We start from the raw sequence: 23116 nt of genomic DNA, 5'->3' as shown, positions 1-23116 counted from the left end.
TGTCGGCAATGCCTTTCCTCATGGGTTATTGCTCACTTTTATTCTCGATACGTTTTCTGGCTTGCAGAACCATTTCCTGAAGACGTTCTTCCAGCATTTTCTTTGGAGGCAGAACGGTAAAATATTCCGCAACATGAATATCATTGCCTCCCAGCTCCAGAAGCTCAATTTGCTCCTGTCTTTTACCGGTACACAAGATAATTCCCAACGGCGGTTTTTCATCTGGCTCCTGTTCTAACTTTGCAAGCCAGCGCAAATAAAGCTCCATTTGGCTTTTGTGGCAGTGATGGAAAGTTTCTCAAAGTCCTGACGCTCCAGCGTTCAATGCCACACATTTGGACATAGAAATCCCTTGTCAGGGAGTCTTTCAGGTAAATCAGCTCAAGGAAGTGACTCCAGTGCAATTGTCTAGACAGTGTCGAGACAATTTGCTGATCCGGGTAAACCTCGGCAAAACGGCAGCAATGAAGGAGCTGCTTTCTTTATTGTTGGCTGGCTTTCAGGGGCTGTGTTTAGAAACCGGCCAAGATTTATCCATCACCTGCTCAAAACTCCAAGGGCAGACTTCAGGAAAACTGCTTTGATTGAGCCTTTGGTGATCATGGCGAGCATATTCATTCATTTCATCAATGGCATCTTGCTTACCGATGGAATAAGCCTTAGCCAAAACACGATCTATCTGGGGTTTTAGATTAGAATGCTTTTCAATCAATTGTCGAATTTTCGCCCTCGGGTTCCTAATGCTGGGCATCCAGGTATGCTTCACACATTCGTCCACCCATGGATCTTGTAATACTTTTTCCTGATAATCCCATTTTAATAAGTGAGTAATCAGGATCATCAGGTGTGACTCTAATGTATCCAGGTTTTGATTAATACCCAACTCTAACTCCTCAATCAGGTTTTCAATATCCAATTGATCCAATTGACCTTGAATGAGGAGTTCCCGCTGTTGTCTTAACCACTGGTGATAGTCAGTGTTGTATAAACTTTCCATCGTTCTGCCTCGATTTGGGGGCACTGTAGTGTTTGAGGTTTGAGGATAGCAGTTGGTGAGGGGAGGGCAAGTTGTTGGCGGGGGTTCGGGGGTTGTCGGATCTGCGCGGAGATGCCTGCCCACTGTGTCAGGATTGTTGGAGGTTTGGGTGTTGGGCATGCGGGTAACCGTTAATGCTGATGGATGTCCGGAGGGGCTGCTGACTGCCTATAACAGAGGCCCGGTCGGACTGCTTGAGTTAATTAAAAGTAGATTACAGCAAAGAAAGAGGGGGTTGAATCGTGCAGGGGCTATTCAGAAGCAGCCATTACTGAGAAAAATACGATCATGGTCGCGTAAAAACAGAGCGAGGGACTGTGACATATTAGACGGCAAGTGCCATATGATAGTAAGTCTCCCCAAGCTGCCGCTGCCACGTAAGCCCGTTGCTGTTAAAGCAACGGTGGGGATTGCTGTGATGAATCGGGCTTTCCACTGCGAGGTGGACCTGCGCTCCAGCACCAACGAGGAATCCCCGTTATGGTATTATCAGCCCGGGTCTTTAATGACTGGCAAACAGGCCAGGGAGACTTAACCGGGATTATATCGGTTATGCCGTGTAAGTCTGTAGGTTTTTTTTGCTATTGATCTTTTGACTGATAGCTCAATTGGTTTTTTGCCAACGTTGACCCACCTGGCCAGAGGGGGCAGGGATTTAGCTTTCGATCAACATGAGCGCTTGATCCAGCTTACCAAGCATCTGTTTGATCTGTTCCTGGGCATCGGAATTGTCGGTCAGGCTTTGCTGCCTGCTCTGTAGCAGTTCGTAGCTGATGTTCAGTGCCGCCATAACTGCGATACGCTCCGTACCTATTACGCCACCCGAACGGATTTGCTTCATTTGTTCATTTAAGTGCCGGGCTGCCTGGTGAAGGTTGGCTTCTTCCTGTTTGGGGCAACTGACCAAGTATTCCTTGTCCAGGATATTGACGGTGGTAGTGGATGAACTGTCCATCAGGATTCATGCTCCAGAGTGCGCAAGCGGTTGATCATGGCCTCGACCTTGCTGCGTGCGACATCATTCTTCTCCATCAGCTGCGCGCGTTCTGCCTGCCAGGATTGTTCCTTGGCACGCAGTAGCCGGTTTTCTTTTTTCAGTTTCAGACCGATGGCTACCAGGTCATCAATTTTCTGGTTCAGGGTTGTGAGTTCTTGGTCGTTCATAGGTTCCGGGACCGAGCTATTGGATCTACTATAGCGGCTGTCAGTATACAGAACAATGCCTTTGCGATTTGTCCAACCGATAAATCTGGTACACTCACACACCATCGGGTTTTTCATAAAGCCACTGGAATCCGGTTTCCTGCCGGTTTTTCAATCCACCCGGCTATTGATTGGTTGTTGCGTGATCAACGGGTTCATTCCAGAAGGGCTTTTAAGGTAATTGTAATGACAAATAATGATGCGGCTTGTGACCTTGTCGCCTTTGATGAGCTGGCTGATCGTCTGGTTGAGCTGGGTGGTGACAGTCATCCTTCTGAACTGCATGGCATTCTCTGTGGTACCTTTGCTGCAGGTAGTCAGCCCGGCGTAGAAGCCTGGTTCCGCCAAGTGTCCGGTTTACTGGATGATCAGGAGTTGGACAGCCGTTTTCAGGATCTCCTGATGCGCATGTATCAGGGAACCTTGCAGAAGCTGGATCAATCAGACTTTTCCGTTGCTTTGCTTCTGCCTGATGACGAAGAAGCCCTGGAGCAAAGAACCGAAGCACTGGGCTATTGGTGTCAGGGGTTTCTGTTCGGGTTCGGCGAAGTGATTGGCGGTCAGTCTCTGAGTCAGGAAGTGGAAGGGGTTCTGGGAGATTTCTCGGAAATTGCCCAGATCCGGCCTGAAGCGGATGGCAGTGATGAGTCTGAACGTTTGTTTATAGAAGTCAGTGAGTACGTTCGAATGAGTCTTTTAACCGTTTTTTCTGAGGTGGCGTCTCGGGAAAAGTCGACAAAGCACAATAATACAAAAACCATTCACTGATAACCAAAAAGGCCACCGTCGTTCTCTTAAGTGATGAGTGTTTTCATGGTTGAAAGGAGAGAGAAATGACCGGGAAGTACGATGTCCTGATCATTGGTGGTGGGCTGGTAGGTGCCAGTCTGCTGTGTGCTCTGGCGTCTGCGATCAATCAATATGGGCTGAAAGTAGCGCTGGTTGAAACGCACTCTATTGATGAAGCCAGGGACACCAGGCCTAACGCTCCACCCAACTCTCCACCAGGCTATGATGCCAGGGCCTCGGCACTCTCTTATGGCACCCGTCTGATCTATGATGAACTTGGCATCTGGCCCGATCTTGATCCGTTTGCCACGCCTATTCTGGATATACAGGTCTCTGACAGAGGGCATTTTGGTGCCACCCACCTTAACCATCAGGAAGAAAATGTACCTGCACTGGGGTATGTGGTTGAAAACCATCGGCTGGGTGAGGTGCTGCTCAAAAGGCTGAAAGCTTATCGCGATCAGGGGCAGGTTGACGTCCTGAGTCCGGCACAGGTTCAATCTTTACAACCATTGTCTGACTCAGAAACGAAGGTGGTTATCAATCAAGGGGATGAATCTTTTGAGAAATTGGCGTCTCTGGTGGTCCTTGCCGATGGTGGTCGTTCCCGTTTGATGGAAAAACTGGGTATTTCACGTAAGCAGTATGACTACCAGCAGCATGCATTGATTGCCAATGTTTCCCCGGATAAGCCTCACAATGGTATAGCCTATGAACGCTTTGCCGGAAGGGGACCCATGGCCCTGCTTCCTCTCTCTGGAGATCGTTCAGCACTGGTCTGGACAGTGCCGTCTGACGAAATAGACAACAAAATGTCTATGGATGACGAGACTTTCCTGACCACTTTACAAGAAAAGTTTGGTTATCGTGCTGGCGAGTTTATCAAAGTCGGGGTGCGTGAAAGCTATCCCCTGGCTCTCAGTGTTGCCCGTGAGCAAGTCAGACCTGGTCTGGTTGTTCTGGGTAATGCGGCTCACGCTATGCATCCTGTCGCAGGTCAGGGATATAACCTGGCCATCAGGGATACAATGGCTCTGGCCGGGAATATCGCTGAATCACTCAGACAGGGTATGGCCCCGGGCAATCTGTCTCGCTTGCTTCAGTATGTCGATGAGCAGAGAGTCGATCAGAGGATGACTCTGGACTTCTGTGACGGTCTGGTGAAATTGTTTTCCCGACAGGAACTGCCGGTGATTCTGGCCAGAAACCTGGGGTTAAGCTGTCTGGATATGAGCCGGGGATTAAAAGGTCGGTTTGCCAGAAAGGCGATGGGCTTTTAATGGCCAGAGCCTTGAGCGGAAATACAGCCTTGAGCAGAAATACAGCCTTGAGCTGAAAACACAGTATCAGCAGGAGATCTTGGTTGAAAACATTTGATCTGGTGATTGCCGGTGGTGGCATGGTTGGTGTATCTCTGGCCCTGTCGCTGTCAAAAACAGACCTGAGAATAGCCTTGGTCGATCAACAGTCGCTTTCGGCTCAGGTGTTCTCTTCTGACAGTCCCTATGCACCCAGAGTCAGTGCCCTGACCGAAGCTTCTTCCCGGTTATTCCAGCGACTGGGGGCCTGGAAAACTATGACCTCACAGCGTGCAATGCCCTATCAGCATATGTATGTCTGGGACGGTGAAGGAACGGGTGAGATCGCCTTTGATGCCAGGTCAGCAGGTTTTAAGACACTTGGAAATATTGTTGAAAACGATGTGGTTCGCAATGCGCTGCTGGAGCAGTTGTTTGAGACGAGTGTTGAATGCTTCCCCAACCAGTCAACCATTGCCTATCAGTTGGGAGAGCCCCATCAGGTTAAGCTGGACAATGAAAAGATAGAAGCCCGTCTGCTGGTGGCTACCGATGGGGCCGAGTCGCGCCTGAGGAAACTTTCGGGCATTCCTTCCAGTCAGAAGGACTGTCTCCATCATGCGGTGGTCACCACCGTAGAAACAGAGCGATATCATCAGGACACCGCCTGGCAGGTCTTTCTGGCTTCCGGGCCTCTGGCGTTTCTGCCCATGCCCAGCCGGGGAGAAAAACACTACTGCTCCATTGTTTGGTCGCTGGTTCCCGATGGAGCCGACGAAGTCCTTTCTCTGGATGATGAGGCTTTTTGTCAGGCCATAGAATGCGCTTTCGAATCCAGGCTCGGGAAAGTGCTTTCAGCCGATCCCCGTTTTCGCTTTCCTCTCAAGCAGCGACACGCCCGCCAATACCACCGGAATAGAATTGTGCTGGCAGGTGATGCAGCCCATACCATTCATCCTTTGGCCGGTCAGGGTGTGAACCTTGGGCTGCAGGATGTGGAGGTTCTCTCTGAAGAAATCATTCGTGCTATCGAGCGTGGCGATGATTTTTCTGGCAGTCATATCCTGAATCGCTATGAGCGCAGAAGGATGGGCAGTAATTTGTTGATGATGAAGTCCATGGAGGGTTTACAGAACCTCTTTGCCGCTGACGATATCGGTCTTCGCTGGCTGAGGAATACCGGACTGAAGTGGACGAATAACATGCCTTTTGCCAAAGACATGTTGATCAAACATGCACTGGGGGTCTGATAGCTCCAAATTGTTTGTCTTTCCAGACGCATTTTCTGAACAATTGTTACTTTTCTTTCTATGCTTTGTTGTCTGATTCTTTCATTAATCAGGAATAAAAGCATGAAAAAGTGGCTCCTGGCCTGGGGAATATTGTGTTTTTCAATGACGGCTCATGCTCAGTCAGAGTCTGACGACAATAACAATCAACGTGACTCTCACGACTACATTGTGACACTGGTACGGCATGGAGATCGTAGTCCAAGGTACCCTTTAAATCCCGAGCTGTGGCCCATGGGGCCCGGTGAGATGACAGACATTGGCTTCAAACAGTGTTATGAGGCGGGTAAACATTTCAGGCGCACGCAACTTCAGGCTGATTTTCCTTCCCACTGGAATCCAGAGCTCAGTTATCATCAGGCCCGTGGCCTGGACAGAACCATCCAGTGCGCCACCACCATGCTTCAGGCTATTTACCCCGACAGTCTCAAAACAGGCTCAGGCAATGAGTTTGCGGCTGTCCCACCGGTGTATGCTTACCCCCTGCAAGACGATTATTTTCTGGGATTCTCTCAAATTTGCACTGGATTCAAAGCCCTGATTGGAGAGCTGCAAAAGAGCCCTCTGTGGCAAAAGAAGGCAGAAGAAATGGGGCTTGACAGGATCAGATTCTGGGCAAAACAGTCAGGCAATAAGCCAACACTCCATGCCATGATGGGCCTTGCCGACGCATTGCATATCAGAAAGCTGCATAATCTTCCTATGCCAGAGTTTCTGACACTCAGGGATGAACAGCAGCTAGAGGATCTGATTGACTGGTTTATGTCTCAAATGAGCAAAGACAGGCGTATAGTCCAGCTGGCCAACCAGCATCTTATGAAGGCGATTGACCAGCGTTATCAGCAGTATCAGAGCTGTCTTGAAAGTGGCAGAACCGCCTGTGAATACTTCTATCTGCTTTCTGTCAGTGACGGCAACATTCTGGCCCTGATGACGGCTCTGGGGAGCCCGAGAGAGTCTAATGTTCCCTATACCAGTATGTTAACCCTGCGCTTCTCGGCCTCAAACAAGACTGTTCAGGCTTCATTAAATGACGAGCCTCTGGCTCTGTCCTGTGGGAAAACCTGTTCACTTGAGCAATGGGGTGAGTTGGTAGCGTCTGTGCAAAGCTCTGACTGGTCGGCATTGTGCCAACTAAAAGAGTCTGAGACTCATTTAACACCGGATATATCCACAGGGACTAAAAAAGAAAAATAACAATTTTTCTGAACTATATTTAACCAGCTCCGTCTAATGATATTAAGAAAGCAAAAAAATTTTGCCAGATCCCTGTCGAATTCAAGTCATGGCAATCTTGATGGTCAATGGTTGTTATGTTGGAAATTACAATTACCCCTCGGGAAGGAGAGTTGAATGCGTAGGTTAATGTTTGCAGGTATCGTGCCTGTCGTTTTATTACTGTCACTGCTTCAGGGCTGTTCAGAGAAGCGGGATTGTCCGAAGGTGGCCCCTTCAGCCGGTGAGCCTGCCCGTCCGGTTGCCGAAGAAGAAGCCTATGATTGCACCACTGTTGATACCACTGATGCGCTCAAGCAGACATGGTGTGAGGCACGTGGAGCTTTTGATCAGAGTCCAATGGCTGGTAATGTTGCCAACTTTGGCAATTATCTGAAAGGTTACCGTCAGGGTATCAACGATGCCCGTCGAGCTGAAACCAGTCAGGTTTCTCGAGAGGCTCTGGAAGGAAAGACTGAAAAGCCTGATGAAGCGGGCTACCGCGAAGGCTATCAGCGAGTGGTTGCAGAGCTGGGTGTCCTGGAATACAACTGCCGTGACGAAGAAAAAGCCAGTGAATACAAAGATCGCTGGTGTGAGGCCGACGATGCCTATCGTTCTGCCAGTGTCGGCAGCAGTGATAACCCGTTCCTGAGAGAGCGCTTCATTGACGGTTATATGGCTGGTGGTCGTGTCGCTCTGACCGTTCCCACTTCCATGGAAGCCTTCTTCAGTGGCGAAAACCCTGAAGGCAAACAGTCTGCCATTTTCAAGCAGGAAGACGATGATGTTAAACCTACCGAGCAGGCTTTTTATCGTGGCTTTGATGAAGGCTACAAAGCGATGATTGCCAGCATCAGGGATTCCATCAACCAAGTGATGCAGCAGATGCAGGTGCCCAACAACATGGAGATGCCAGAAGGTTTGATGGCGCCTCCACCCAATCAGTAAACTCTGACTGTTATTGTTGGGATATAAGAGTTGAGATAAGAAGCCTGGTTATTTTTTAATGACCGGGCTTATTGGTGTGTGTGCTGATTTTGCTAAAATGATACAGATCTCGTTACTGGCCACAGGCCCCCTGCGGCCGATATGATAATTTGCTTGAACATGCGGAATGGAGTCCAGAATGAATAAGGCTACCTTCTCTGTCAGTTTGAATTCAGAACAGGTCCTGCAGTATTACCAAGGCAAGAAAAATCGTGTCCAGGTCAGTACCCGGGAGGGCTTTAGCATGAGCATTCCCTACGATGTCCTTCTCAAGTTTGTCACTCGTGAAGGGGTTCATGGTACTTTCGAAATCTCCTATGGGTCCGATGGCAAACTGGGAGAGCTTCGGAAGATTAGCTGAACCTCCTTTCTGGTTTTTGTTTTGATCGGTCGCATCAATGTGCTGACTTCTCTGTGTCAGCACAGACTTCCTTCAAAATATTGGCCAAAGACTTTACGGCAGGTCCAGCGTAATCCTGATCGGTATAAATCAGGTATATCTGGTGACGTCGAGAGCCATGAGGCTGAAGGTTCAGTGGTTTCAGTACCCCAGAGGCCAGTTCCTGTTCTATGTGAGCGATTGGTAGCCAGGCAAACCCAAGCCCTTCGGAAATCATTCTTACCGATGTACTGATATGGCTGACGGTCCAGCGTTCTGTCGCTTCCAGCCATCCGGCATCCACTCTCTTGACGCCCGAGTCTCTGATGACAATCTGGCGGTGTTGCTTGAGATCATTGAGGCTCAGGGGTCTGTCTAGCTGATGCAACGGGTGGTCCTTGTGAGCGACAGCCTTGAAAGTCACTTTCATCAAAGGTTCTCCCATAAACCCCTGTGGTACCAGGCCGCTGATCACCAGATCTCCCTGGCCAGTAGCCATCATGTCTGTAGTCCCTGAGAGTACCGTTTCCACGAGCTCAATATGGGTCTGCTGGCACTCTGAGGACAGTCTTTTCAGACAGGTTGAGAGCAGCTGGGGCGGAAAGATGACATCAACACCCAGAATGATGCGACCTTCCCAGCCCTGTGACAGGCTGTCAGCAACCTTTTCTATCGCATCAGACTCCTTGAGCAGGGACTGGGAGCGCCTGATCAGCACTTTTCCGGCTTCTGTTAATTCGGCTTTCCTGCCTTTGATGACCAGAATTTCCACGTCCAGCTGCTGTTGCAGTTTATTCACGGCATAGCTGACGGTTGACTGGCTTTTGTGGAGGACTTCTGCGGCTTGTGCGAAACCGCCATGTTCAACGACAGCGTGGAGCATTCGCCATTGTTCAAGGGTGACTTTAGCCATGGCTTACGAACTTATAATCTAATAATTCGATATTTATAAGGGATATTTTGCGCTTTTTATTCGTAAAAATCGATATTAAATTAAGCTTAACCAAGGCAATTTAATGAACCGGAGATCAATATGAGTACTATCCTGCAAATCGATTCCAGTCTGTTTGGCTCACAAGGACAGTCAGGGCAGCTGGCCAGACAGTTTGTGGAAAAATACACCCAGACCCGGACTGTGGATAAAGTGATCTATCGCGATCTGGGTTCAGAACCGATTCCTCACCTGACAGCAGAAAGCTTTCAGGGCTTCAGCCTGCCAGAAGAAGAGCGTAATGAACATCAGAAGAGCATAGCCAGCCTGTCAGATCGTTTGATCAGTGAGTTGAATGAAGCCGATGTGCTGGTAATGGGACTGCCTCTCTACAACTTCACAATGCCATCAACCCTGAAGACTTACTTTGACCATATTGCTCGCGCAGGCATCACTTTCCGCTACACCGAGCAGGGACCCCAAGGGCTTTTGAAAGGCAAAAAAGCCTATATCCTGGCGGCCAGAGGGGGTGAGTATCAGGGAACACCTATGGATACACAAACGGCACTGATTAAGCACTTCCTTGGCTTTATCGGGATTACTGATGTTGAGTTCATCTATGCAGAGGGGCTTGCCAAAGGTGGCGATGCAAGAGAAGTAGCGCTGGGTAAAGCTGCAGAAAGAATCGATCAACTGGTGGCATAAAGTGACGCAAGCAAGAAGCCTGCTGGAAGTAGTGCCGGCCCGTCCGGCTTCAGACGGAGCCGGGGTGAAACTCAAGCGGGTGATGGGTTCGGGACAGCATAAGCTTATGGATCCCTTTTTGATGCTGGACGAAATCAGAGCTGACGGTTCTGGCGATCTGGGGGCCGGATTTCCGGCTCATCCTCATCGGGGCATCGAGACGGTGTCGTATATGAAACTGGGGGGCTTCAGACATGAAGATCATCTGGGCAATCAGAGGTCTATAAAGTCAGGCGGTGTTCAATGGATGAAGTCTGGCAAGGGGATTGTTCATTCAGAGATGCCCATTCTTGAAAATGATGAGCTACATGGTTTCCAGATCTGGTTGAATATGCCTGCTGCCCGGAAAATGAGTGATCCGGAGTATCTCGATATCAGTGAGAATGATTTGCCTGTTCTGTCCTGTGAAGGCTGGTCTGCAAGGTTACTGTTGGGTGAGGTAGAGATTGATGGTCGTCAATTGTCTGCACCACTGAAAAGAGAGGTGACCGATGCGCTGTTGCTGGACGTATCGCTGGAAGAAGACGGCATTGCCAAGCTACCTTTGAGTGACAAAAAACTGATGGTCTATGTCTATGAAGGTGAGCTAAAACTGCAGACGGACAGCGATCAACTCATCAGCCAATCAGAGCTGGCGGTTTTCGCGGAAGGTGACGAGCTGGTATTGAGTGCAGAGCGCCAGACTGGTTTTCTGATAATGGCCGGTAAACCGTTGAACGAGCCTGTTGTGCAATATGGACCTTTTGTCATGAATAGTCGTGAAGAAGTGATGCAGGCTGTTACGGAGTATCAGAGAGGGGAGTTTTTGAGTTAGGAGTCTGCCTGTTTGTAGTCAGACTCCTGTTGAACATGAGCAATGAAAAAGACAATGGTCAGGCTGCCGCCGTAATAATCAAATACTTTTCCATCAGCTCATCCTGTGACTCGACATTATTCGGGTCTTTGGGGATACAGTCGACCGGGCAAACTTGCTGGCATTGTGGTTCATCGTAGTGACCAACACATTCGGTGCAGAGGTCAGGGTCTATCTCGTAAATCTCTTCCCCGGGAGAGATCGCACTGTTCGGGCACTCGGGCTCGCAGACATCGCAGTTAATGCAGTCATCAGTAATGATCAGGGACATGATGTAATCTCCAGTTCCGCACGAGTGTTTCAGCTCAAGCCGCCAGGTTCGCGGCGCTCTGTCAGCTTTTGGCGTGTGGACCAAATTTGTCTTTCAGGGCTTCCTGAACGCAGGGGGAGACAAACTTGTCGATATCTCCACCCAGTGAGGCTATCTCCCGTACCAGCGTAGAAGAAATGTAGGAGTACTGCTCGGCGGGTGTCAGAAACAGACTTTCCACACTCGGTGCCAGAATCCGGTTCATGTTGGCCATCTGAAATTCGTATTCGAAGTCGGATACGGCTCTCAGACCACGCAGAATCACAGTGGCTTTCTGCTCTTCCAGAAAGTGAGCCAGCAGAGAGCTGAAACCTGTTACCGAAACATTATCAAGATGAGCTGTCACTTCTTCTGCCAGCTCAACACGTTTCGCCAGATCAAACAGAGGCTTCTTTTTAGGGCTTTCTGCTACCGCTATGACCACGTTATCAAAAATTCTTGCCGCCCGTTCTACCAGGTCCAGATGGCCTTTGGTTATAGGGTCAAAAGTGCCAGGGTAGATTACTTTGCTCATTGAAAATGCATTTCCTGCTGATGTCCCGGGAAGCCTTTGAGTCAGGTTGACCCTGGCTTGCCAAGATCAATGTTCTGAAAACTCGATGACTTCACAGATGCCTGTAGTGAAAGACTGTGCGTCCTGATCTGCCCGTTTCTACTGAAAATGGTTAAAGCAGAGTTCTTCAATCTATAGATAACGAAGGCCGAATGGTATCGAAATCAATCGAAGGTGACAAACAACCTGACTAAAAACAGGGTAACCGGATGATAGATAGTTGCTTTCAGAACTTCTGTGAATAAAGATTCCGGACTATCGAATGACAGTCCGGACCCGAATGATCAGGAGCCTGACAGGAATTTGATCATCTTCTTCTTCAGCCAGGTATTATAGGGGGGAAATACAAATCGAACACTGTTGAAACGTCCTTTGCTAAACACCGACTTTGCCTTGGACAGCGCCTGAAAGCCCTCTTGTCCGTGATAATGGCCCATACCGGAAGCGCCCACTCCACCAAAAGGTATATCATCGATAGCAACATGGAAAAGGGTTTCGTTCAGGCAGACACCCCCTGAGTGGGTGTGAGTCAGAACTTTGTCCTGAGTCTGTTTGTTTTCACCAAAATAATAAAGCGCCAGTGGACGGGGACGGTTATTGACGAACTGAATGGCGTCATCAATGTTGTCCACCTCAATGATAGGCAGCAGTGGGCCAAAAATTTCCTCCTGCATGACGCTCATATCTTCCGTAGCATTCAGAATCAGGTGCGGAGGTAAACGACGGGAACCATCGGTTATTTCCTCATTGTTTCCCACCCGGATTTCAGCTCCTTTATTTTTGGCATCTTCAATGTGGCTGAGTAACCTCTGGTGTTGTCTCTCGTTGATAATGGCGGTGTAATGCTGGCTGTCATTCACTGACGGATGCATACTGCTAAATGCCTTCAGGTAGGCTTCCACAAAGTCTTCCTTGCGTTGTTTCTTGACCAGTATGTAATCAGGAGCAACGCAGGTCTGCCCGGCATTCATCGATTTTCCGTAGCAGACACGCTCGGCTACTTCCTGTATAGGGAAGTCGTCGTCAATGATCACCGGAGATTTCCCGCCGAGTTCAAGGGTGACGGGGGTGAGGTTTTTGGCAGCAGCCGTCATTACATGCTTGCCGACCTGAGTGGAGCCGGTAAAGAGAATATGGTCGAACGGCAGAGCGGTGAAAGCGGCTCCCACTTCAGCTTCACCATTGACGACAGTGACCAGGTCAGCAGGAAAGATATCCGCAATCATCTCGGCAAAGAGTCTGGAGGTAGCCGGTGTGAACTCGGACATCTTGATCATTGCCCGGTTTCCGGCAGCCAGAGCTGTTGCCAGAGGCCCTATGGCCAGAAAGAGAGGGTAGTTCCATGGAACAACAATACCGACAACGCCCAGAGGCTGATACACCACTTTTGCCGAAGCCGGCTGCAGAGTGATTGATACATGTCGCTTACTGGGCTTCATCCATTTAGCCAGATGCTTGCTGCAGTAATCGATGGTAGAGAGTGATGGCATAAACTCGGCTAACAGGGTTTCTGTTTCGGCACGGCCCTTAAAATCTCTGTTAATGGCATCTACCAGAGTCTTTTGGTGTTTCTTCAAACCTTCTTTCAGCGTTTTAAGCCATTCCCTGCGTTGTTGGAGAGAGGGGTTTGGCTGTGTTCGAAAAGCTTGTTGCTGGGCCTCCAGAGATGTTTTCATCCTCGCGATCTGACTGGAAGAAGGATCATTGGCGATGATTTGATCCGGCGAGCCAGTCTCTGTAGGCTGGTCAATTTCACTAAGGCTCATGATACAGGTCTCCTTCAGCCGATCTGGTTTACATGTTTTTTACTAAGAATCTGGCTGGTTAGTGGGTTTTTGAATATTTAGAGCAATTACTCTAAAATAAAATTTAGCGATTTGCTGACAGGATTTCAAGGGTATTTATGGCAGTTAAAACTCGTGATCGTATTTTGGACAAAGCTCTGGAGCTTTTTAACGACCGGGGCGAAAGGACGGTAACGACCAATCATATTGCCGCGGATCTGGGGATTTCTCCCGGAAATCTCTATTACCATTTCAGGAATAAAGATGAGATTATCCTCGCACTTTTTCAACGTCTGATAGACAACATTGCCGTCAACATGGTGATTCCGGAAGGCCGTCCGCTGAACTTTCAGGATAAGCGAAGCTATTTGGAATTGGCCCTGGCCGGTATGTGGGAGTTCCGTTTTATCTACCGGGATGTTCATGGAGTTATGGGCAGGAGCAGCGAACTCCGTTCTGCCTATCAGCAGTTTGCAAGGCTTTCTCTGGAGGTACTGGAAAAAATTATTGCAGGGCTTGTGTTGTCAGGCTTTATGGTAGTGCCGAAGCATGAAGTGGAAGCATTGGCGTTGAACAACTTCATGGTGCTCAGCAGTTGGCAGGAGCTGGTCAGTGCAGCGTTTCTTGAAGAAGACGAATTGTTGCCAAAAAAACTATACCGAAGAGCTTTTTATCAGATTCTGCTTATGGACCGGCCTTATGTCAGTGAAATGGCCAGAGAGTCCTTTGCCGAGCTGGAAGCAGAGTACTTTGTGCCAATGAGGGGTTTGAGTGAATGAGTTAAGAGGCTGTAGAAAAAAAGAAAAAAGGAGCTGATAGACTCAGCTCCTGCGGGAGGCGGATCAGCAGATGCGATCGGCTTTGTAGTACACGTCAGCCTTGTCGAGACCATTGTCGTAAGCGGTCTGGCCAGTACGGTCCGACTTTCTCAGGTTTTCACGGGACTCAACGGTTTCAGCTGGCAGCAGGTGATCGACAGCCGCTTTCTCGCTCAGCAGTTCTTCTTCAGTCTTCTTCATCATGCTCTGACCGTATTCGTTGATCTCCAGACCCTGAACGATCTGGTAGCTACCGAATTCGCAGACACATGGGAAAGAGTAGTAAATGCCTTTGGCTACGCCGTAGCTGCCGTCGGAGATAATTCCCATGCTGACGATTTCGCCATTGCTGCCCAGAGCCCAGTCACGCATGTGGTCCAGGGCGGCTTGCGCGGCAGAGGCAGCGGAAGAGAGACCTCGCCATTCAATGATCTCAGCACCACGCTTTTGAATGCGAGGTGTAAAATCTTCTTTGTACCATTTCTCGTCAATCTTGCTGATTGCCGACTCTTCGCCCAGAACAGTAGCGTGATGAACGTCAGGGTACATGGTTGGAGAGTGGTTACCCCAAACGCAAACACCGTCGATGTCAGACGGGTTAACGCCCAGTTTGTTACCCAGGATACCTTTGGCACGGTTGTGGTCCAGGCGGGTCATAGCGCAGAACTGCGAAGGGTCCAGGTCCGGAGCGTTGCGGGACAGAATCAGGCAGTTGGTGTTAGCCGGGTTACCTACTACCAGGGCTTTAACGTCGCGATTCGCCACTTCGTTCAGGGCCTTACCTTGCTCGGCGAAGATAACTGCGTTAGCTTCCAGTAGATCTGCACGCTCCATGCCCTTGCTACGAGGACGGGCGCCTACCAGCATGGCGTAATGAACACCACGGAATCCGTCGAATGGATTGTCGTGCAGGCTGATACCGTGTACCAGCGGGAAAGCGCAGTCTTCAAGTTCCATGGCCACGCCACGCAGCTTGTCCATAGCCTGAGGAATCTCAACCAGCTGCAGAATTACCGGCTGATCCGCGCCCAGCATTTCACCAGCAGCAATTTTAAACAGTAGAGAGTAACTGATGTTACCTGCTGCACCTGTGACTGCGATACGGACGGGTTGTTTCATGTGACCACTCCTTAGAGTTCTCGTCTGAAAAGAGAGTGTTAGAATAATCTCGGCGGTGTGAAGGTTACCTAGAACGATAGGTTAAGTCCACTATCATGTGAGTGATGTTGTTTTCGAATGGTAGGGTTTGTATCGATGGTTCAGCTGCTTTTGGTTTACAGAGAATCGTGGCTGTGATGGTCAGGATGAGTGGCTCAATTCGGCGGCGGAGTCTCTGGCAGAAGCATGGAGATAAAATATTGATTAAAAGCGACATGAGTCGCTTTTGTCAGGGGCAGCGATTTTGAGCTTCGGAGCGTTTTTGGGCATTCAAAACAATCTCTTTCTGTTCATCCTGGTTGGCCCGGCTCCATCGGGCTATTTCTGTCCGGCTCCGAAAACAGCCAGTACAAACCTGATCTTCGTTAAGTGCGCATTGGCGAATGCATGGAGACTCTACTTTACTCATCATTTTTATAGCTTAAATTTACTCGACACTTAACAGGTAATAACTTAGCTGGCCTGCGGTTTTGGTTTTCGTAATGATCCAGTTTGAAGGTACGGGCAGAGGAGATAGTTCTCTTTCTACCTCAATGTAAATCAGGGTGTCGTCGTGAATGTATCCATTTTCATCAAGCAGACGACAGGTTTCTTTCAGTAATCCCTGTCTGAATGGAGGGTCCAGAAAGATCAGGTCGAATGCCTTGTCAGCGACTTGCTGTAGCCATTTCAGGCTGTCGGTGCGAATGACTCTGGCGTTTTCTGCCTGAAGGGTTTTCAGATTTTTGCCAAGGAGTGAGGCAGCCTCTGCAGCTGCTTCAAGCAGGGTGGCTTCCTTGGCGCCACGAGAGAGTGACTCAAGGGATAGAGCGCCAGTTCCACTGAAACAATCAAGCACTCTGGCACCCGGAACACAGGGCGCCAGCCAGTTAAACAGGGTTTCTCTCACGCGATCCGAGGTGGGGCGTAAGCCTGGAAGATCAGCGACAGGCAGTTTGCGGCTGCGCCACTGACCGCCGATGATTCTTAATTGTCCGCCAACTTTACCAGGGCCATGCCTGACGGCTGCTCTTCGTGCCATTGATCACTCCGGTTGATGGCATTGAGGCAGCGATTGTACATCAGTTGTCGAATGAGATAACCACGGTTTCTGAGGAGATACCCTTACCTCGCTGACACTAAGTATTCAACCACACGAAATCATATTTTCTGGCTCATTGTTCAGGCACTCGCGGCAACTGCTTCTGCGTTGCTCTAGCTCCTGCATCCATGCAGTCGTACGGCAACTGCTCCTGCGTTGCTCTAGCTCCTGCATCCATGCAGTCGTGCGGCAACTGCTCCTGCGTTGCTCTAGCTCCTGCATCCATGCAGTCGTGCTGCGTTGCAACTCTGGTCACATAGCTCGCTATGCTCCCGCCGTTGCGCCTTGCAGAGCACCTGCCCAATAAGCCAGAAATATTCGATTCCGTATGGCTGAGTACTTATTTTAATTTTAAAAAGCTTCATTCGTTCATAGCTGTAAGATAGGATACACAGTTCCGGAAGGCTGTCAGGCATTTTGGTTGCTCTTGTAGCCTTCTGAGACCCACCTGCTTTAATACGGTGACCCTTTTAATCCATTCTGATGAAGTAGTTTATGTTCGGTTCTCGCAAAAGTGATGAGAAAACGGCGAAGCGACGTTTTTGGCCCTGGGGACGCAAAGAAGAGAAACAGAGCGAGCCTGCCCCGGTTACAGATGAGAGTCCGAAAACTGAGCCGACAGCAGCCCCCCAAGAGACAATTGTCCAGGCAGAAGTCGAAAAGGCGATTGTAGAATCAGCAGAAGAGATCGTTTCTATCGAACCTGTTCAGGCTGAGCTTGTGCATGAGCACTCGCTTGAAGTGGCTGAGGAAACCTCTCAGGAACAGACATTCCCAACGGCAGAAGCCATAAAAGCTCTGGAAGCTGAGCGTATTGTTGCTCCACCTGCGGTCGCAGAGAGGGTTGGGCCTCATGACGAGAAGAAGGGCTTCTTTGCCCGCATGAAGCGCGGCCTTGGCAAGACCCGCAGCGCCTTTGTTGATGGCGTTGCGGAAATCTTTGTTGGTAAAAAAGAGATCGACGAAGATCTGCTGGAAGAGTTGGAAACACAGCTTCTGATATCGGATGTAGGCGTTGAAGCCACAACTGAAATTATCGAGAAACTGACCAAAAAAGTGAAATACCGTGAGCTGGGTGACGCCGACGCGCTGGTCTCTGCCATGAAGGTTGAACTTAAGGAAATTCTCAAGCCTGCTGACCAGCCTTTGGTCATTGATGAGCAGAAAACCCCCTTCGTTATTCTCGTTGTGGGCGTTAATGGTGTCGGCAAGACCACAACAATCGGTAAAGTAGCACGCAAGCTTCAGGCTGAAGGCCGTAAAGTGATGCTGGCTGCTGGTGATACTTTCCGGGCTGCTGCTGTGGAACAGCTGCAGGTCTGGGGTGAAAGAAACGATATCTCCGTGATTGCCCAACATACCGGTGCTGACAGTGCCTCTGTGCTCTATGATGCTTTTGAAGCAGCCAAAGCTCGTGGGGTGGATGTTTTGATTGCCGACACAGCCGGTCGGCTGCACAACAAAGATAACCTGATGGATGAGCTGCGCAAAGTTAAGCGGGTTTTGGGTAAGCTGGATGACTCAGCTCCCCACGAAGTGCTGCTGGTTCTGGATGCAGGCACAGGGCAGAATGCGCTCAATCAGGCCAAAATTTTCCACGAAGCGGTCAATCTGACGGGTATGGCACTCACCAAGCTCGATGGTACTGCCAAGGGTGGAGTTGTTTTTGCCCTGTCCAAACAGATGCAGCTACCAATCCGCTTCCTGGGGGTGGGTGAGCAGATCGACGATCTGAGACCTTTCTCTGCCGATGAGTTTGTAGAAGCTCTGTTCGATCCGCTTGAGCCTTAAATCATGAAAAAAGAGTAGCAGGGAAGTCCTGAATGATACGCTTTGACAATGTCACCAAGCGTTATCCCGGAGGGCATGTGGGGCTGGAACAGACCAGCTTCCACCTGCATCGGGGTGAAATTGCTTTTCTTACTGGCCATTCCGGAGCCGGTAAGAGTACTCTGCTGAAACTCATCATGCTGATGGAGCAACCGACCTCCGGCAGTATCTGGGTAGGAGGACACGAGACCAGCAAGCTGGGGCGTGGTCAGATTCCTTATTTTCGCAGAAATATAGGCCTGGTTTTTCAGGATCATCAGCTGCTCTTCGATCGATCTGTGTTTGATAACGTTGCCTTACCTCTGATCATTGCCGGGTACACTTACCATGAATGTGCGGGTCGGGTTCGAGCTGCCCTGGATCTGGTGGGGCTTCTGAATAAAGAGAAAATGAGTCCGGCTCAGCTTTCCGGCGGTCAACAGCAGCGTGTGGGTTTGGCTCGTGCGGTTGTTAACCGGCCTCCTCTGATTCTGGCCGACGAGCCAACCGGTAATCTCGACCCTAATCTGTCCGCTGAAATCATGCAGCTGTTTGAAAACTTTAACCAGGTGGGCGTTACGGTTCTGGTTGCCAGTCATGATCTGGCACTGGTAGCCCGTATGCGCCACCGTATTTTGACTCTGGATCAAGGGCACCTGGTTAACGATCAGGAGGTGCGTTAGGCGTGTTTCCAAGAAAAAGTGTCAGAAACGAAGACGGTAGTCGGAAAAAACAGCCCGAGACTGGGACGCCTAAAGACAATGATGCTGAAAGAGGGGCGGCCAGAAAAAAGGCAACGGGCTTCTCAATGGCTTATCTGAAAAGCCTGCACCGACAGGTGGCAGGTGACTCATTAGGTCGTATCTTCAAGACCCCTTTTGCTTCCTTTCTGAACTGCATGATGATTGCAGTGGCTTTTGCGCTACCTGCGATTCTTGTACTTCTGTCCAATAATCTGCAGTTATTGGGTCATGACTGGGAAGGTCAGCCCAGAATTTCTCTCTATCTTGAAAACAAGCTGGGGCGTGACCAGGTCAATCGCCTCAGGGTTGAAGCCAGAGATGATCCGAACATTGAGCAGTTCCTTTATATCAGTCCGGATGAAGGACTGAATGAATTCCAGGAGAGGGCCCAGATGAAAGGGGTTATTGAAGCCCTGGGCTTCAATCCTCTGCCGGGGGTTCTGGAGCTTGCACCCCGGGAAGGGTTAAATTCTGAGCATCTCAATGAACTAATGAAAAAATATCAGGTCAAAGAAGGAGTAATGGAGGCTCGGCTGGATCACGAGTGGATTGAGCGACTTCAGTCTATGACGCAATTGTTGGAGCGTTTTACCGTCATACTATCCGTGCTTCTCGGGATTATTGTACTGTTGACGATAGGTAATACTGTACGTCTCAGCGTTGAGAGTCGCAGGGCTGAAATCAAAGTGATCAAGCTGGTGGGTGGAACCGATGGCTTTGTCACATTGCCATTCCTTTACATGGGGATGTGGTATGGGTTGGGAGGTGCTTTGCTGGCTCTGCTGATTATATTGGCTGTGCTTGCTGGCTTGATGTCAGGAGTGTTAGAGCTCGCTGCATTGTATGGCAGCAGCTATACGCCGGTAGGGCCCGGCTTTGCAATGTTTTTTTCATTATTGGCCTCGGGTGTTTTCCTGGGAGTGGCAGGTGCAGCAGTGAGCTGCTATCGTCATGTACGGACAATAGAGTTGCAGCCCTAGAGGGCTTGGCAAGGATTGGCGAGTTTAGCCTTTTCCTTGCAGTGTTTTTATCGTAAAAGAGCGTAAAGTAGCTTAGGTCAGAAGGCTCGATTTTTGTTATTATTCAACTGAAAGCCAGTTTGTTGTCTTTTTACGCTATGGGTATTTGGAGTTTGAACTAAGTCGAGTGCCAAGTTGGCACTCAACCGGAGTGGATCATGGGAACCAGTTTACAGCCAGTTGATATCTTAGTCCCGGGGCAAAATATTGATGCCTACGTTACGGGAGTTAGTGCTATTGCTGTGTTGTCTGCTGAGCAGGAAAAGGGTTTGGCAGAGCGCCTCTACTATAAGAACGACTTGGAAGCTGCCCGTCAGCTGGTTATGTCACACCTGCGTTTTGTGGTTCATATAGCCAGGAGCTACAGTGGCTACGGACTTCCTCTGGCTGACCTGATCCAGGAAGGAAATGTGGGCTTGATGAAAGCCGTAAAACGGTTCAACCCGGAAGTGGGTGTTCGTCTGGTCTCCTTTGCAGTGCACTGGGTGAAGGCTGAAATCCATGAGTTTATCCTGAAGAACTGGCGTATTGTCAAGGTGGCGACCACCAAGGCACAGCGCAAGCTGTTTTTTAATCTTCGCAGCTCCAAAAAGCACCTTTCCTGGCTCAGTAATGATGAAGTTAAGGCTGTTGCCAATGATCTGGGCGTTGAAGCCAAAGTGGTTCGTGAAATGGAAGGTCGAATGGCTGGCCATGACACAGCCTTCGATGGTTATTCCGACGACGGTGAAGAGAACAGCACTTCCGTAGCGCCTGCCCATTACCTGGAAGACCAGCGAGCGGATCCGGCGAGACTTTTGGAAGATTCGGATTGGTCCGAGTCTTCAGTGAACCTGCTCAGAAATGCTCTGGCAACATTGGATGAGCGCAGTCGGGATATTCTTCAGAGGCGTTGGCTTAATGAAGATAAGGCAACTCTTCATGAACTGGCGGACCACTATGGCGTATCAGCTGAGCGAATCAGACAGCTGGAAAAAAATGCGATGAAGAAGGTTAAAGGTTCGATGGAGGCCCGGTCTGTCTAGACAGGCACTTTGTATTCCGCAAACACCCGCACTTTGTTGCGGGTGTTTTTGTTTAAGGGTGGATAAATAGAGAGCACAGGGAGGGGGTTATCTATAGTTTCTTGATAGAGTCCCCCTAATAATAAAGAGATATCACAATTCAGGATGAAGCGATGATTGAACGGTCAGGAACGCCTTCTCCCAATCGGAGACCCTCTAAAAGTCCCAGAAAAGCAGCTCAACCAAAGACTGTCCGGCTTTTTGGTTATGAGATTAAGCTTGGGTTTGTGAGCAAAAAGCTGATTGTTGTTGGAAAAACTCTTAAAAGGCTTTGGCGTAAGCTGATGACAGATCGACTGATAAAAAGCTTTCATATCCCGCTCAAATTAAAGTCAGGCAGGCGGGCATTTGTTCGGACTGAATCACCCTTTCTCATAGCGAGACCTGACGACTTGAAGGCAAAAGCCGGAAGTCTACAGACCAGAAGAAAAGAACTGCAGTTAAGAAACGAAGCTTTGGCCTCTGATTCAATGCGTTCACTGGCCATGGCTATTCAAACTGAAGATGTTACCAGGGCTGTCTATTCTCTGTACGACCTGAGACAGACGCTGGCTTTAAAAACTACGCTCCAGGGTAAGGAGTCATTTGATGTGACGGATCTGATGGAGCATGCAAAGTCAGCTTTGGGTTCAGTAGTTCTCAATGCCAATGACCTGAATCGTTTGAGTGAGAAAAAGGCCTTTCTTGCCGAGCTGATGGCTCTTTTAAGAATTATGGATACAGGAACGTATCAAGGGGAGCTGATTAGTTCGGTCATATCCAAAAGTGCATCGGGCTGTCTGGTAAGGCCTAATCCTCTATTAATATTTCAGGAAACGTTTTTTCCGGACTTTGACCTCCTGTCTGAGAGTGATAAACACACTGCGGCAAATATTGACCCTGATAAGAGCAGCCTCTGCTTTGCAGCACTGAAAAATTGCCGCACTCGATTGGAGGAGGCGGCAGATAATCTTGTGGGTTACATGCTGGATGGGGCAGTAGAGCGTTTACCAGGGCAGATTGACCATCTTATGGAAGCTTCAGTTAAAACCATCAGAGAGCAAGTCGAAGAATTAAGCTTTGAGAGAATCAGAGCCTACATGAAGACGAATATCTGGAGTATGGTCATTCCCGATGGTGTTAATCAGCAACTGAGGGGAGCTTGCCAACGACAAGAAAGTAAGCTGTTGCAATACATGGCAGCTGTTCAAGAATTGTCGTCTAAGCCCTCTGGTAATGAGTTGTTTGATTTCAGGATCAGAGTAGCAAAAGAGCTTAATGATTTGATCTGCCGACAACTGGATCTCGGTGAGGAGGATGAGCCTGCGGAGTTAGCCGCGGCACAAAAAGAGTTGTGGCAGCTTAAGGAAGAGAGTGAAATCTCTGAGGAAAAGGCATTAAGAAAGGTATTTCTGGAAAGACGTATTAAAGAGTTGATCCATGAGAAGGAGTCCAGAGGACGCTCATTGGTTCATATGGAAAGAATGGGTGTTAAGGCCAACTCCAAAATCGTTAAAGCGCTTAAAGAGCGTTTTAAACAACCTTTGAAGTTTAATCTGTTTAATGAAGAAGGAAGTGGCTTTCAGTCACTTTGAAATAAGTCGTTGACCTACCTCTCAAGGTGCGTATAATGCGCCTCCACTGATCGGGGCATGGCTCGTAAGGAAGTTTCCTTTACGGGCACGCAACGATCCATTGCAGCAGCGTTTAAAACGGTGATTGACAATCGGATCGAACAGCGTAGAATGCACCGCCGCTGAGACGAAAACGCAGCGCTCACTGAGTGAACGAATGCGGTCTTGGCAAGTTGAAAAGTGACTTAAAAAACAAGCACTTGACAACAACTGGCGCCAAGGTAAGATAAGCGCCTCGCTGAACAGCACTGACTGCTGATTCAGCCGGTTAAAGCCTTCTTGTTTTAATCCAGTTCTTTAACAAATTATCAGACAATTCGTGTGGGCGCTTGTGCGAATGGCATCGGTCAACAGAGCTTGGCTCTGGAATGATTTAAATGCTGATCAAGCAAGCGAACATACTCGTTAATTCTAACATGTACGTTTAATTGTAAGAT

26 protein-coding genes and 1 other RNA gene are annotated in these 23116 nt (G+C 49.2%); 14 read left to right on the top strand and 13 right to left on the bottom strand.

Features of this window, described 5'->3' with window-relative positions:
* Nucleotides 1-25: 25 nt before the first annotated feature.
* The 6 genes from P6910_RS21940 to P6910_RS21915 form a co-directional block, all read right to left on the bottom strand.
* Nucleotides 26-256, bottom strand: a complete 231-nt coding sequence (locus P6910_RS21940) for a hypothetical protein (protein WP_317143386.1) — start codon at nucleotides 254-256, stop codon at nucleotides 26-28.
* Nucleotides 219-428 carry a DUF1016 N-terminal domain-containing protein gene (locus tag P6910_RS21935; RefSeq protein ID WP_317146579.1) on the bottom strand — a complete coding sequence of 70 codons (210 nt, stop codon included), beginning with the start codon at nucleotides 426-428 and terminating at the stop codon, nucleotides 219-221. The genes P6910_RS21940 and P6910_RS21935 overlap by 38 nt, the downstream gene beginning before the upstream one ends.
* A gap of 71 nt (nucleotides 429-499) precedes the next feature.
* Entirely contained in the window at nucleotides 500-997 is a 498-nt protein-coding gene (locus tag P6910_RS21930) for a DUF29 domain-containing protein (RefSeq protein ID WP_317143385.1), read from the bottom strand.
* 391 nt (nucleotides 998-1388) lie between these two features.
* Nucleotides 1389-1567: non-coding RNA, 6S RNA (ssrS, locus tag P6910_RS21925), on the bottom strand.
* A gap of 124 nt (nucleotides 1568-1691) precedes the next feature.
* Nucleotides 1692-1991, bottom strand: a complete 300-nt coding sequence (locus tag P6910_RS21920; RefSeq protein ID WP_317143384.1) for a cell division protein ZapA — start codon at nucleotides 1989-1991, stop codon at nucleotides 1692-1694.
* Nucleotides 1991-2200: a TIGR02449 family protein gene (locus tag P6910_RS21915; RefSeq protein ID WP_317143383.1), complete on the bottom strand. Its 210-nt coding sequence runs from the start codon at nucleotides 2198-2200 to the stop codon at nucleotides 1991-1993. The genes P6910_RS21920 and P6910_RS21915 overlap by 1 nt, the downstream gene beginning before the upstream one ends.
* Before the next feature lie 225 nt (nucleotides 2201-2425).
* Here P6910_RS21915 and P6910_RS21910 point away from each other — a divergent pair, with 225 nt between their 5' ends.
* From P6910_RS21910 to P6910_RS21885, 6 genes are all read left to right on the top strand, one after another.
* Nucleotides 2426-3007 (top strand): UPF0149 family protein, encoded by a 582-nt coding sequence (locus P6910_RS21910; protein ID WP_317143382.1) that lies wholly within the window; start codon nucleotides 2426-2428, stop codon nucleotides 3005-3007.
* Nucleotides 3008-3072: 65 nt separating this feature from the next.
* Complete coding sequence (gene ubiH, locus P6910_RS21905) at nucleotides 3073-4308, top strand: 2-octaprenyl-6-methoxyphenyl hydroxylase (RefSeq protein WP_317143381.1); 1236 nt, start codon at nucleotides 3073-3075, stop codon at nucleotides 4306-4308.
* A gap of 83 nt (nucleotides 4309-4391) precedes the next feature.
* Nucleotides 4392-5576 (top strand): FAD-dependent monooxygenase, encoded by a 1185-nt coding sequence (locus P6910_RS21900; protein WP_317143380.1) that lies wholly within the window; start codon nucleotides 4392-4394, stop codon nucleotides 5574-5576.
* Nucleotides 5577-5678: 102 nt separating this feature from the next.
* Nucleotides 5679-6812, top strand: coding sequence for a hypothetical protein (locus P6910_RS21895; protein ID WP_317143379.1), 1134 nt, complete (start codon nucleotides 5679-5681; stop codon nucleotides 6810-6812).
* A 156-nt stretch (nucleotides 6813-6968) separates the two neighbouring features.
* Nucleotides 6969-7781 carry a hypothetical protein gene (locus tag P6910_RS21890; protein WP_317143378.1) on the top strand — a complete coding sequence of 271 codons (813 nt, stop codon included), beginning with the start codon at nucleotides 6969-6971 and terminating at the stop codon, nucleotides 7779-7781.
* 178 nt (nucleotides 7782-7959) lie between these two features.
* Entirely contained in the window at nucleotides 7960-8181 is a 222-nt protein-coding gene (locus tag P6910_RS21885) for a DUF2835 family protein (RefSeq protein WP_317143377.1), read from the top strand.
* A 34-nt stretch (nucleotides 8182-8215) separates the two neighbouring features.
* Here the strand turns inward: P6910_RS21885 and P6910_RS21880 are convergent, their stop codons facing one another.
* Nucleotides 8216-9112 (bottom strand): LysR family transcriptional regulator, encoded by an 897-nt coding sequence (locus P6910_RS21880; RefSeq protein ID WP_317143376.1) that lies wholly within the window; start codon nucleotides 9110-9112, stop codon nucleotides 8216-8218.
* A gap of 120 nt (nucleotides 9113-9232) precedes the next feature.
* On the opposite strand from P6910_RS21880, the gene P6910_RS21875 reads away from it, so the two are divergent.
* Nucleotides 9233-9835, top strand: coding sequence for an FMN-dependent NADH-azoreductase (locus P6910_RS21875; RefSeq protein ID WP_317143375.1), 603 nt, complete (start codon nucleotides 9233-9235; stop codon nucleotides 9833-9835).
* A gap of 1 nt (nucleotide 9836) precedes the next feature.
* Nucleotides 9837-10688, top strand: coding sequence for a pirin family protein (locus P6910_RS21870; protein WP_317143374.1), 852 nt, complete (start codon nucleotides 9837-9839; stop codon nucleotides 10686-10688).
* 58 nt (nucleotides 10689-10746) lie between these two features.
* On the opposite strand, the gene P6910_RS21865 is transcribed toward P6910_RS21870, so the two are convergent.
* The 3 genes from P6910_RS21865 to P6910_RS21855 form a co-directional block, all read right to left on the bottom strand.
* Entirely contained in the window at nucleotides 10747-10998 is a 252-nt protein-coding gene (locus P6910_RS21865) for a YfhL family 4Fe-4S dicluster ferredoxin (RefSeq protein WP_317143373.1), read from the bottom strand.
* Between the two features lie 61 nt (nucleotides 10999-11059).
* On the bottom strand, nucleotides 11060-11551 hold the full coding sequence (coaD, locus tag P6910_RS21860; RefSeq protein ID WP_317143372.1) for a pantetheine-phosphate adenylyltransferase: 492 nt from the start codon (nucleotides 11549-11551) through the stop codon (nucleotides 11060-11062).
* 323 nt (nucleotides 11552-11874) lie between these two features.
* Nucleotides 11875-13356, bottom strand: coding sequence for a coniferyl aldehyde dehydrogenase (locus P6910_RS21855; protein WP_317143371.1), 1482 nt, complete (start codon nucleotides 13354-13356; stop codon nucleotides 11875-11877).
* A gap of 137 nt (nucleotides 13357-13493) precedes the next feature.
* Here P6910_RS21855 and P6910_RS21850 point away from each other — a divergent pair, with 137 nt between their 5' ends.
* On the top strand, nucleotides 13494-14153 hold the full coding sequence (locus P6910_RS21850; protein WP_317143370.1) for a TetR/AcrR family transcriptional regulator: 660 nt from the start codon (nucleotides 13494-13496) through the stop codon (nucleotides 14151-14153).
* Between the two features lie 63 nt (nucleotides 14154-14216).
* Here P6910_RS21850 and P6910_RS21845 read toward each other — a convergent pair whose 3' ends face one another.
* From P6910_RS21845 to rsmD, 3 genes are all read right to left on the bottom strand, one after another.
* Nucleotides 14217-15311 (bottom strand): malate dehydrogenase, encoded by a 1095-nt coding sequence (locus P6910_RS21845; RefSeq protein ID WP_317143369.1) that lies wholly within the window; start codon nucleotides 15309-15311, stop codon nucleotides 14217-14219.
* Between the two features lie 268 nt (nucleotides 15312-15579).
* On the bottom strand, nucleotides 15580-15759 hold the full coding sequence (locus P6910_RS21840) for a DUF1289 domain-containing protein (RefSeq protein ID WP_317146578.1): 180 nt from the start codon (nucleotides 15757-15759) through the stop codon (nucleotides 15580-15582).
* A gap of 18 nt (nucleotides 15760-15777) precedes the next feature.
* The gene (rsmD, locus tag P6910_RS21835) at nucleotides 15778-16371 is read right to left on the bottom strand and encodes a 16S rRNA (guanine(966)-N(2))-methyltransferase RsmD (protein WP_317143368.1); all 594 of its coding nucleotides are present in this window, start codon (nucleotides 16369-16371) and stop codon (nucleotides 15778-15780) included.
* A gap of 555 nt (nucleotides 16372-16926) precedes the next feature.
* On the opposite strand from rsmD, the gene ftsY reads away from it, so the two are divergent.
* From ftsY to P6910_RS21810, 5 genes are all read left to right on the top strand, one after another.
* Nucleotides 16927-18222, top strand: coding sequence for a signal recognition particle-docking protein FtsY (gene ftsY / locus P6910_RS21830; RefSeq protein ID WP_317143367.1), 1296 nt, complete (start codon nucleotides 16927-16929; stop codon nucleotides 18220-18222).
* Nucleotides 18223-18254: 32 nt separating this feature from the next.
* Nucleotides 18255-18923 carry a cell division ATP-binding protein FtsE gene (gene ftsE, locus P6910_RS21825; RefSeq protein WP_317143366.1) on the top strand — a complete coding sequence of 223 codons (669 nt, stop codon included), beginning with the start codon at nucleotides 18255-18257 and terminating at the stop codon, nucleotides 18921-18923.
* A 2-nt stretch (nucleotides 18924-18925) separates the two neighbouring features.
* Complete coding sequence (gene ftsX, locus P6910_RS21820) at nucleotides 18926-19963, top strand: permease-like cell division protein FtsX (RefSeq protein WP_317143365.1); 1038 nt, start codon at nucleotides 18926-18928, stop codon at nucleotides 19961-19963.
* A 197-nt stretch (nucleotides 19964-20160) separates the two neighbouring features.
* Nucleotides 20161-21027 carry an RNA polymerase sigma factor RpoH gene (gene rpoH / locus P6910_RS21815; protein WP_317143364.1) on the top strand — a complete coding sequence of 289 codons (867 nt, stop codon included), beginning with the start codon at nucleotides 20161-20163 and terminating at the stop codon, nucleotides 21025-21027.
* 323 nt (nucleotides 21028-21350) lie between these two features.
* The gene (locus P6910_RS21810) at nucleotides 21351-22640 is read left to right on the top strand and encodes a hypothetical protein (RefSeq protein ID WP_317143363.1); all 1290 of its coding nucleotides are present in this window, start codon (nucleotides 21351-21353) and stop codon (nucleotides 22638-22640) included.
* Nucleotides 22641-23116: the final 476 nt, after the last annotated feature.

Origin of the sequence: Endozoicomonas sp. 8E (assembly GCF_032883915.1) — a bacterium.
Taxonomy (GTDB): Bacteria; Pseudomonadota; Gammaproteobacteria; order Pseudomonadales; family Endozoicomonadaceae; genus Endozoicomonas_A.
The sequence above is the reverse complement of the archived record's forward strand: the minus strand, read 5'-3'. Positions and strand labels throughout refer to the sequence as shown.

Excerpts from the sequence above, each read along its gene's own strand:
- P6910_RS21930 (WP_317143385.1), bottom strand. The coding sequence starts at position 997 with ATGGAAAGTTTATACAACACTGACTATCACCAGTGGTTAAGACAACAG.
- P6910_RS21920 (WP_317143384.1), bottom strand. The coding sequence starts at position 1,991 with ATGGACAGTTCATCCACTACCACCGTCAATATCCTGGACAAGGAATAC.
- P6910_RS21915 (WP_317143383.1), bottom strand. The coding sequence starts at position 2,200 with ATGAACGACCAAGAACTCACAACCCTGAACCAGAAAATTGATGACCTG.
- P6910_RS21910 (WP_317143382.1), top strand. The coding sequence starts at position 2,426 with ATGACAAATAATGATGCGGCTTGTGACCTTGTCGCCTTTGATGAGCTG.
- ubiH (WP_317143381.1), top strand. The coding sequence starts at position 3,073 with ATGACCGGGAAGTACGATGTCCTGATCATTGGTGGTGGGCTGGTAGGT.
- P6910_RS21895 (WP_317143379.1), top strand. The coding sequence starts at position 5,679 with ATGAAAAAGTGGCTCCTGGCCTGGGGAATATTGTGTTTTTCAATGACG.
- P6910_RS21890 (WP_317143378.1), top strand. The coding sequence starts at position 6,969 with ATGCGTAGGTTAATGTTTGCAGGTATCGTGCCTGTCGTTTTATTACTG.
- P6910_RS21885 (WP_317143377.1), top strand. The coding sequence starts at position 7,960 with ATGAATAAGGCTACCTTCTCTGTCAGTTTGAATTCAGAACAGGTCCTG.
- P6910_RS21880 (WP_317143376.1), bottom strand. The coding sequence starts at position 9,112 with ATGGCTAAAGTCACCCTTGAACAATGGCGAATGCTCCACGCTGTCGTT.
- P6910_RS21875 (WP_317143375.1), top strand. The coding sequence starts at position 9,233 with ATGAGTACTATCCTGCAAATCGATTCCAGTCTGTTTGGCTCACAAGGA.
- P6910_RS21865 (WP_317143373.1), bottom strand. The coding sequence starts at position 10,998 with ATGTCCCTGATCATTACTGATGACTGCATTAACTGCGATGTCTGCGAG.
- coaD (WP_317143372.1), bottom strand. The coding sequence starts at position 11,551 with ATGAGCAAAGTAATCTACCCTGGCACTTTTGACCCTATAACCAAAGGC.
- P6910_RS21855 (WP_317143371.1), bottom strand. The coding sequence starts at position 13,356 with ATGAGCCTTAGTGAAATTGACCAGCCTACAGAGACTGGCTCGCCGGAT.
- P6910_RS21850 (WP_317143370.1), top strand. The coding sequence starts at position 13,494 with ATGGCAGTTAAAACTCGTGATCGTATTTTGGACAAAGCTCTGGAGCTT.
- P6910_RS21845 (WP_317143369.1), bottom strand. The coding sequence starts at position 15,311 with ATGAAACAACCCGTCCGTATCGCAGTCACAGGTGCAGCAGGTAACATC.
- P6910_RS21840 (WP_317146578.1), bottom strand. The coding sequence starts at position 15,759 with ATGAGTAAAGTAGAGTCTCCATGCATTCGCCAATGCGCACTTAACGAA.
- rsmD (WP_317143368.1), bottom strand. The coding sequence starts at position 16,371 with ATGGCACGAAGAGCAGCCGTCAGGCATGGCCCTGGTAAAGTTGGCGGA.
- ftsY (WP_317143367.1), top strand. The coding sequence starts at position 16,927 with ATGTTCGGTTCTCGCAAAAGTGATGAGAAAACGGCGAAGCGACGTTTT.
- ftsE (WP_317143366.1), top strand. The coding sequence starts at position 18,255 with ATGATACGCTTTGACAATGTCACCAAGCGTTATCCCGGAGGGCATGTG.
- rpoH (WP_317143364.1), top strand. The coding sequence starts at position 20,161 with ATGGGAACCAGTTTACAGCCAGTTGATATCTTAGTCCCGGGGCAAAAT.
- P6910_RS21810 (WP_317143363.1), top strand. The coding sequence starts at position 21,351 with ATGACAGATCGACTGATAAAAAGCTTTCATATCCCGCTCAAATTAAAG.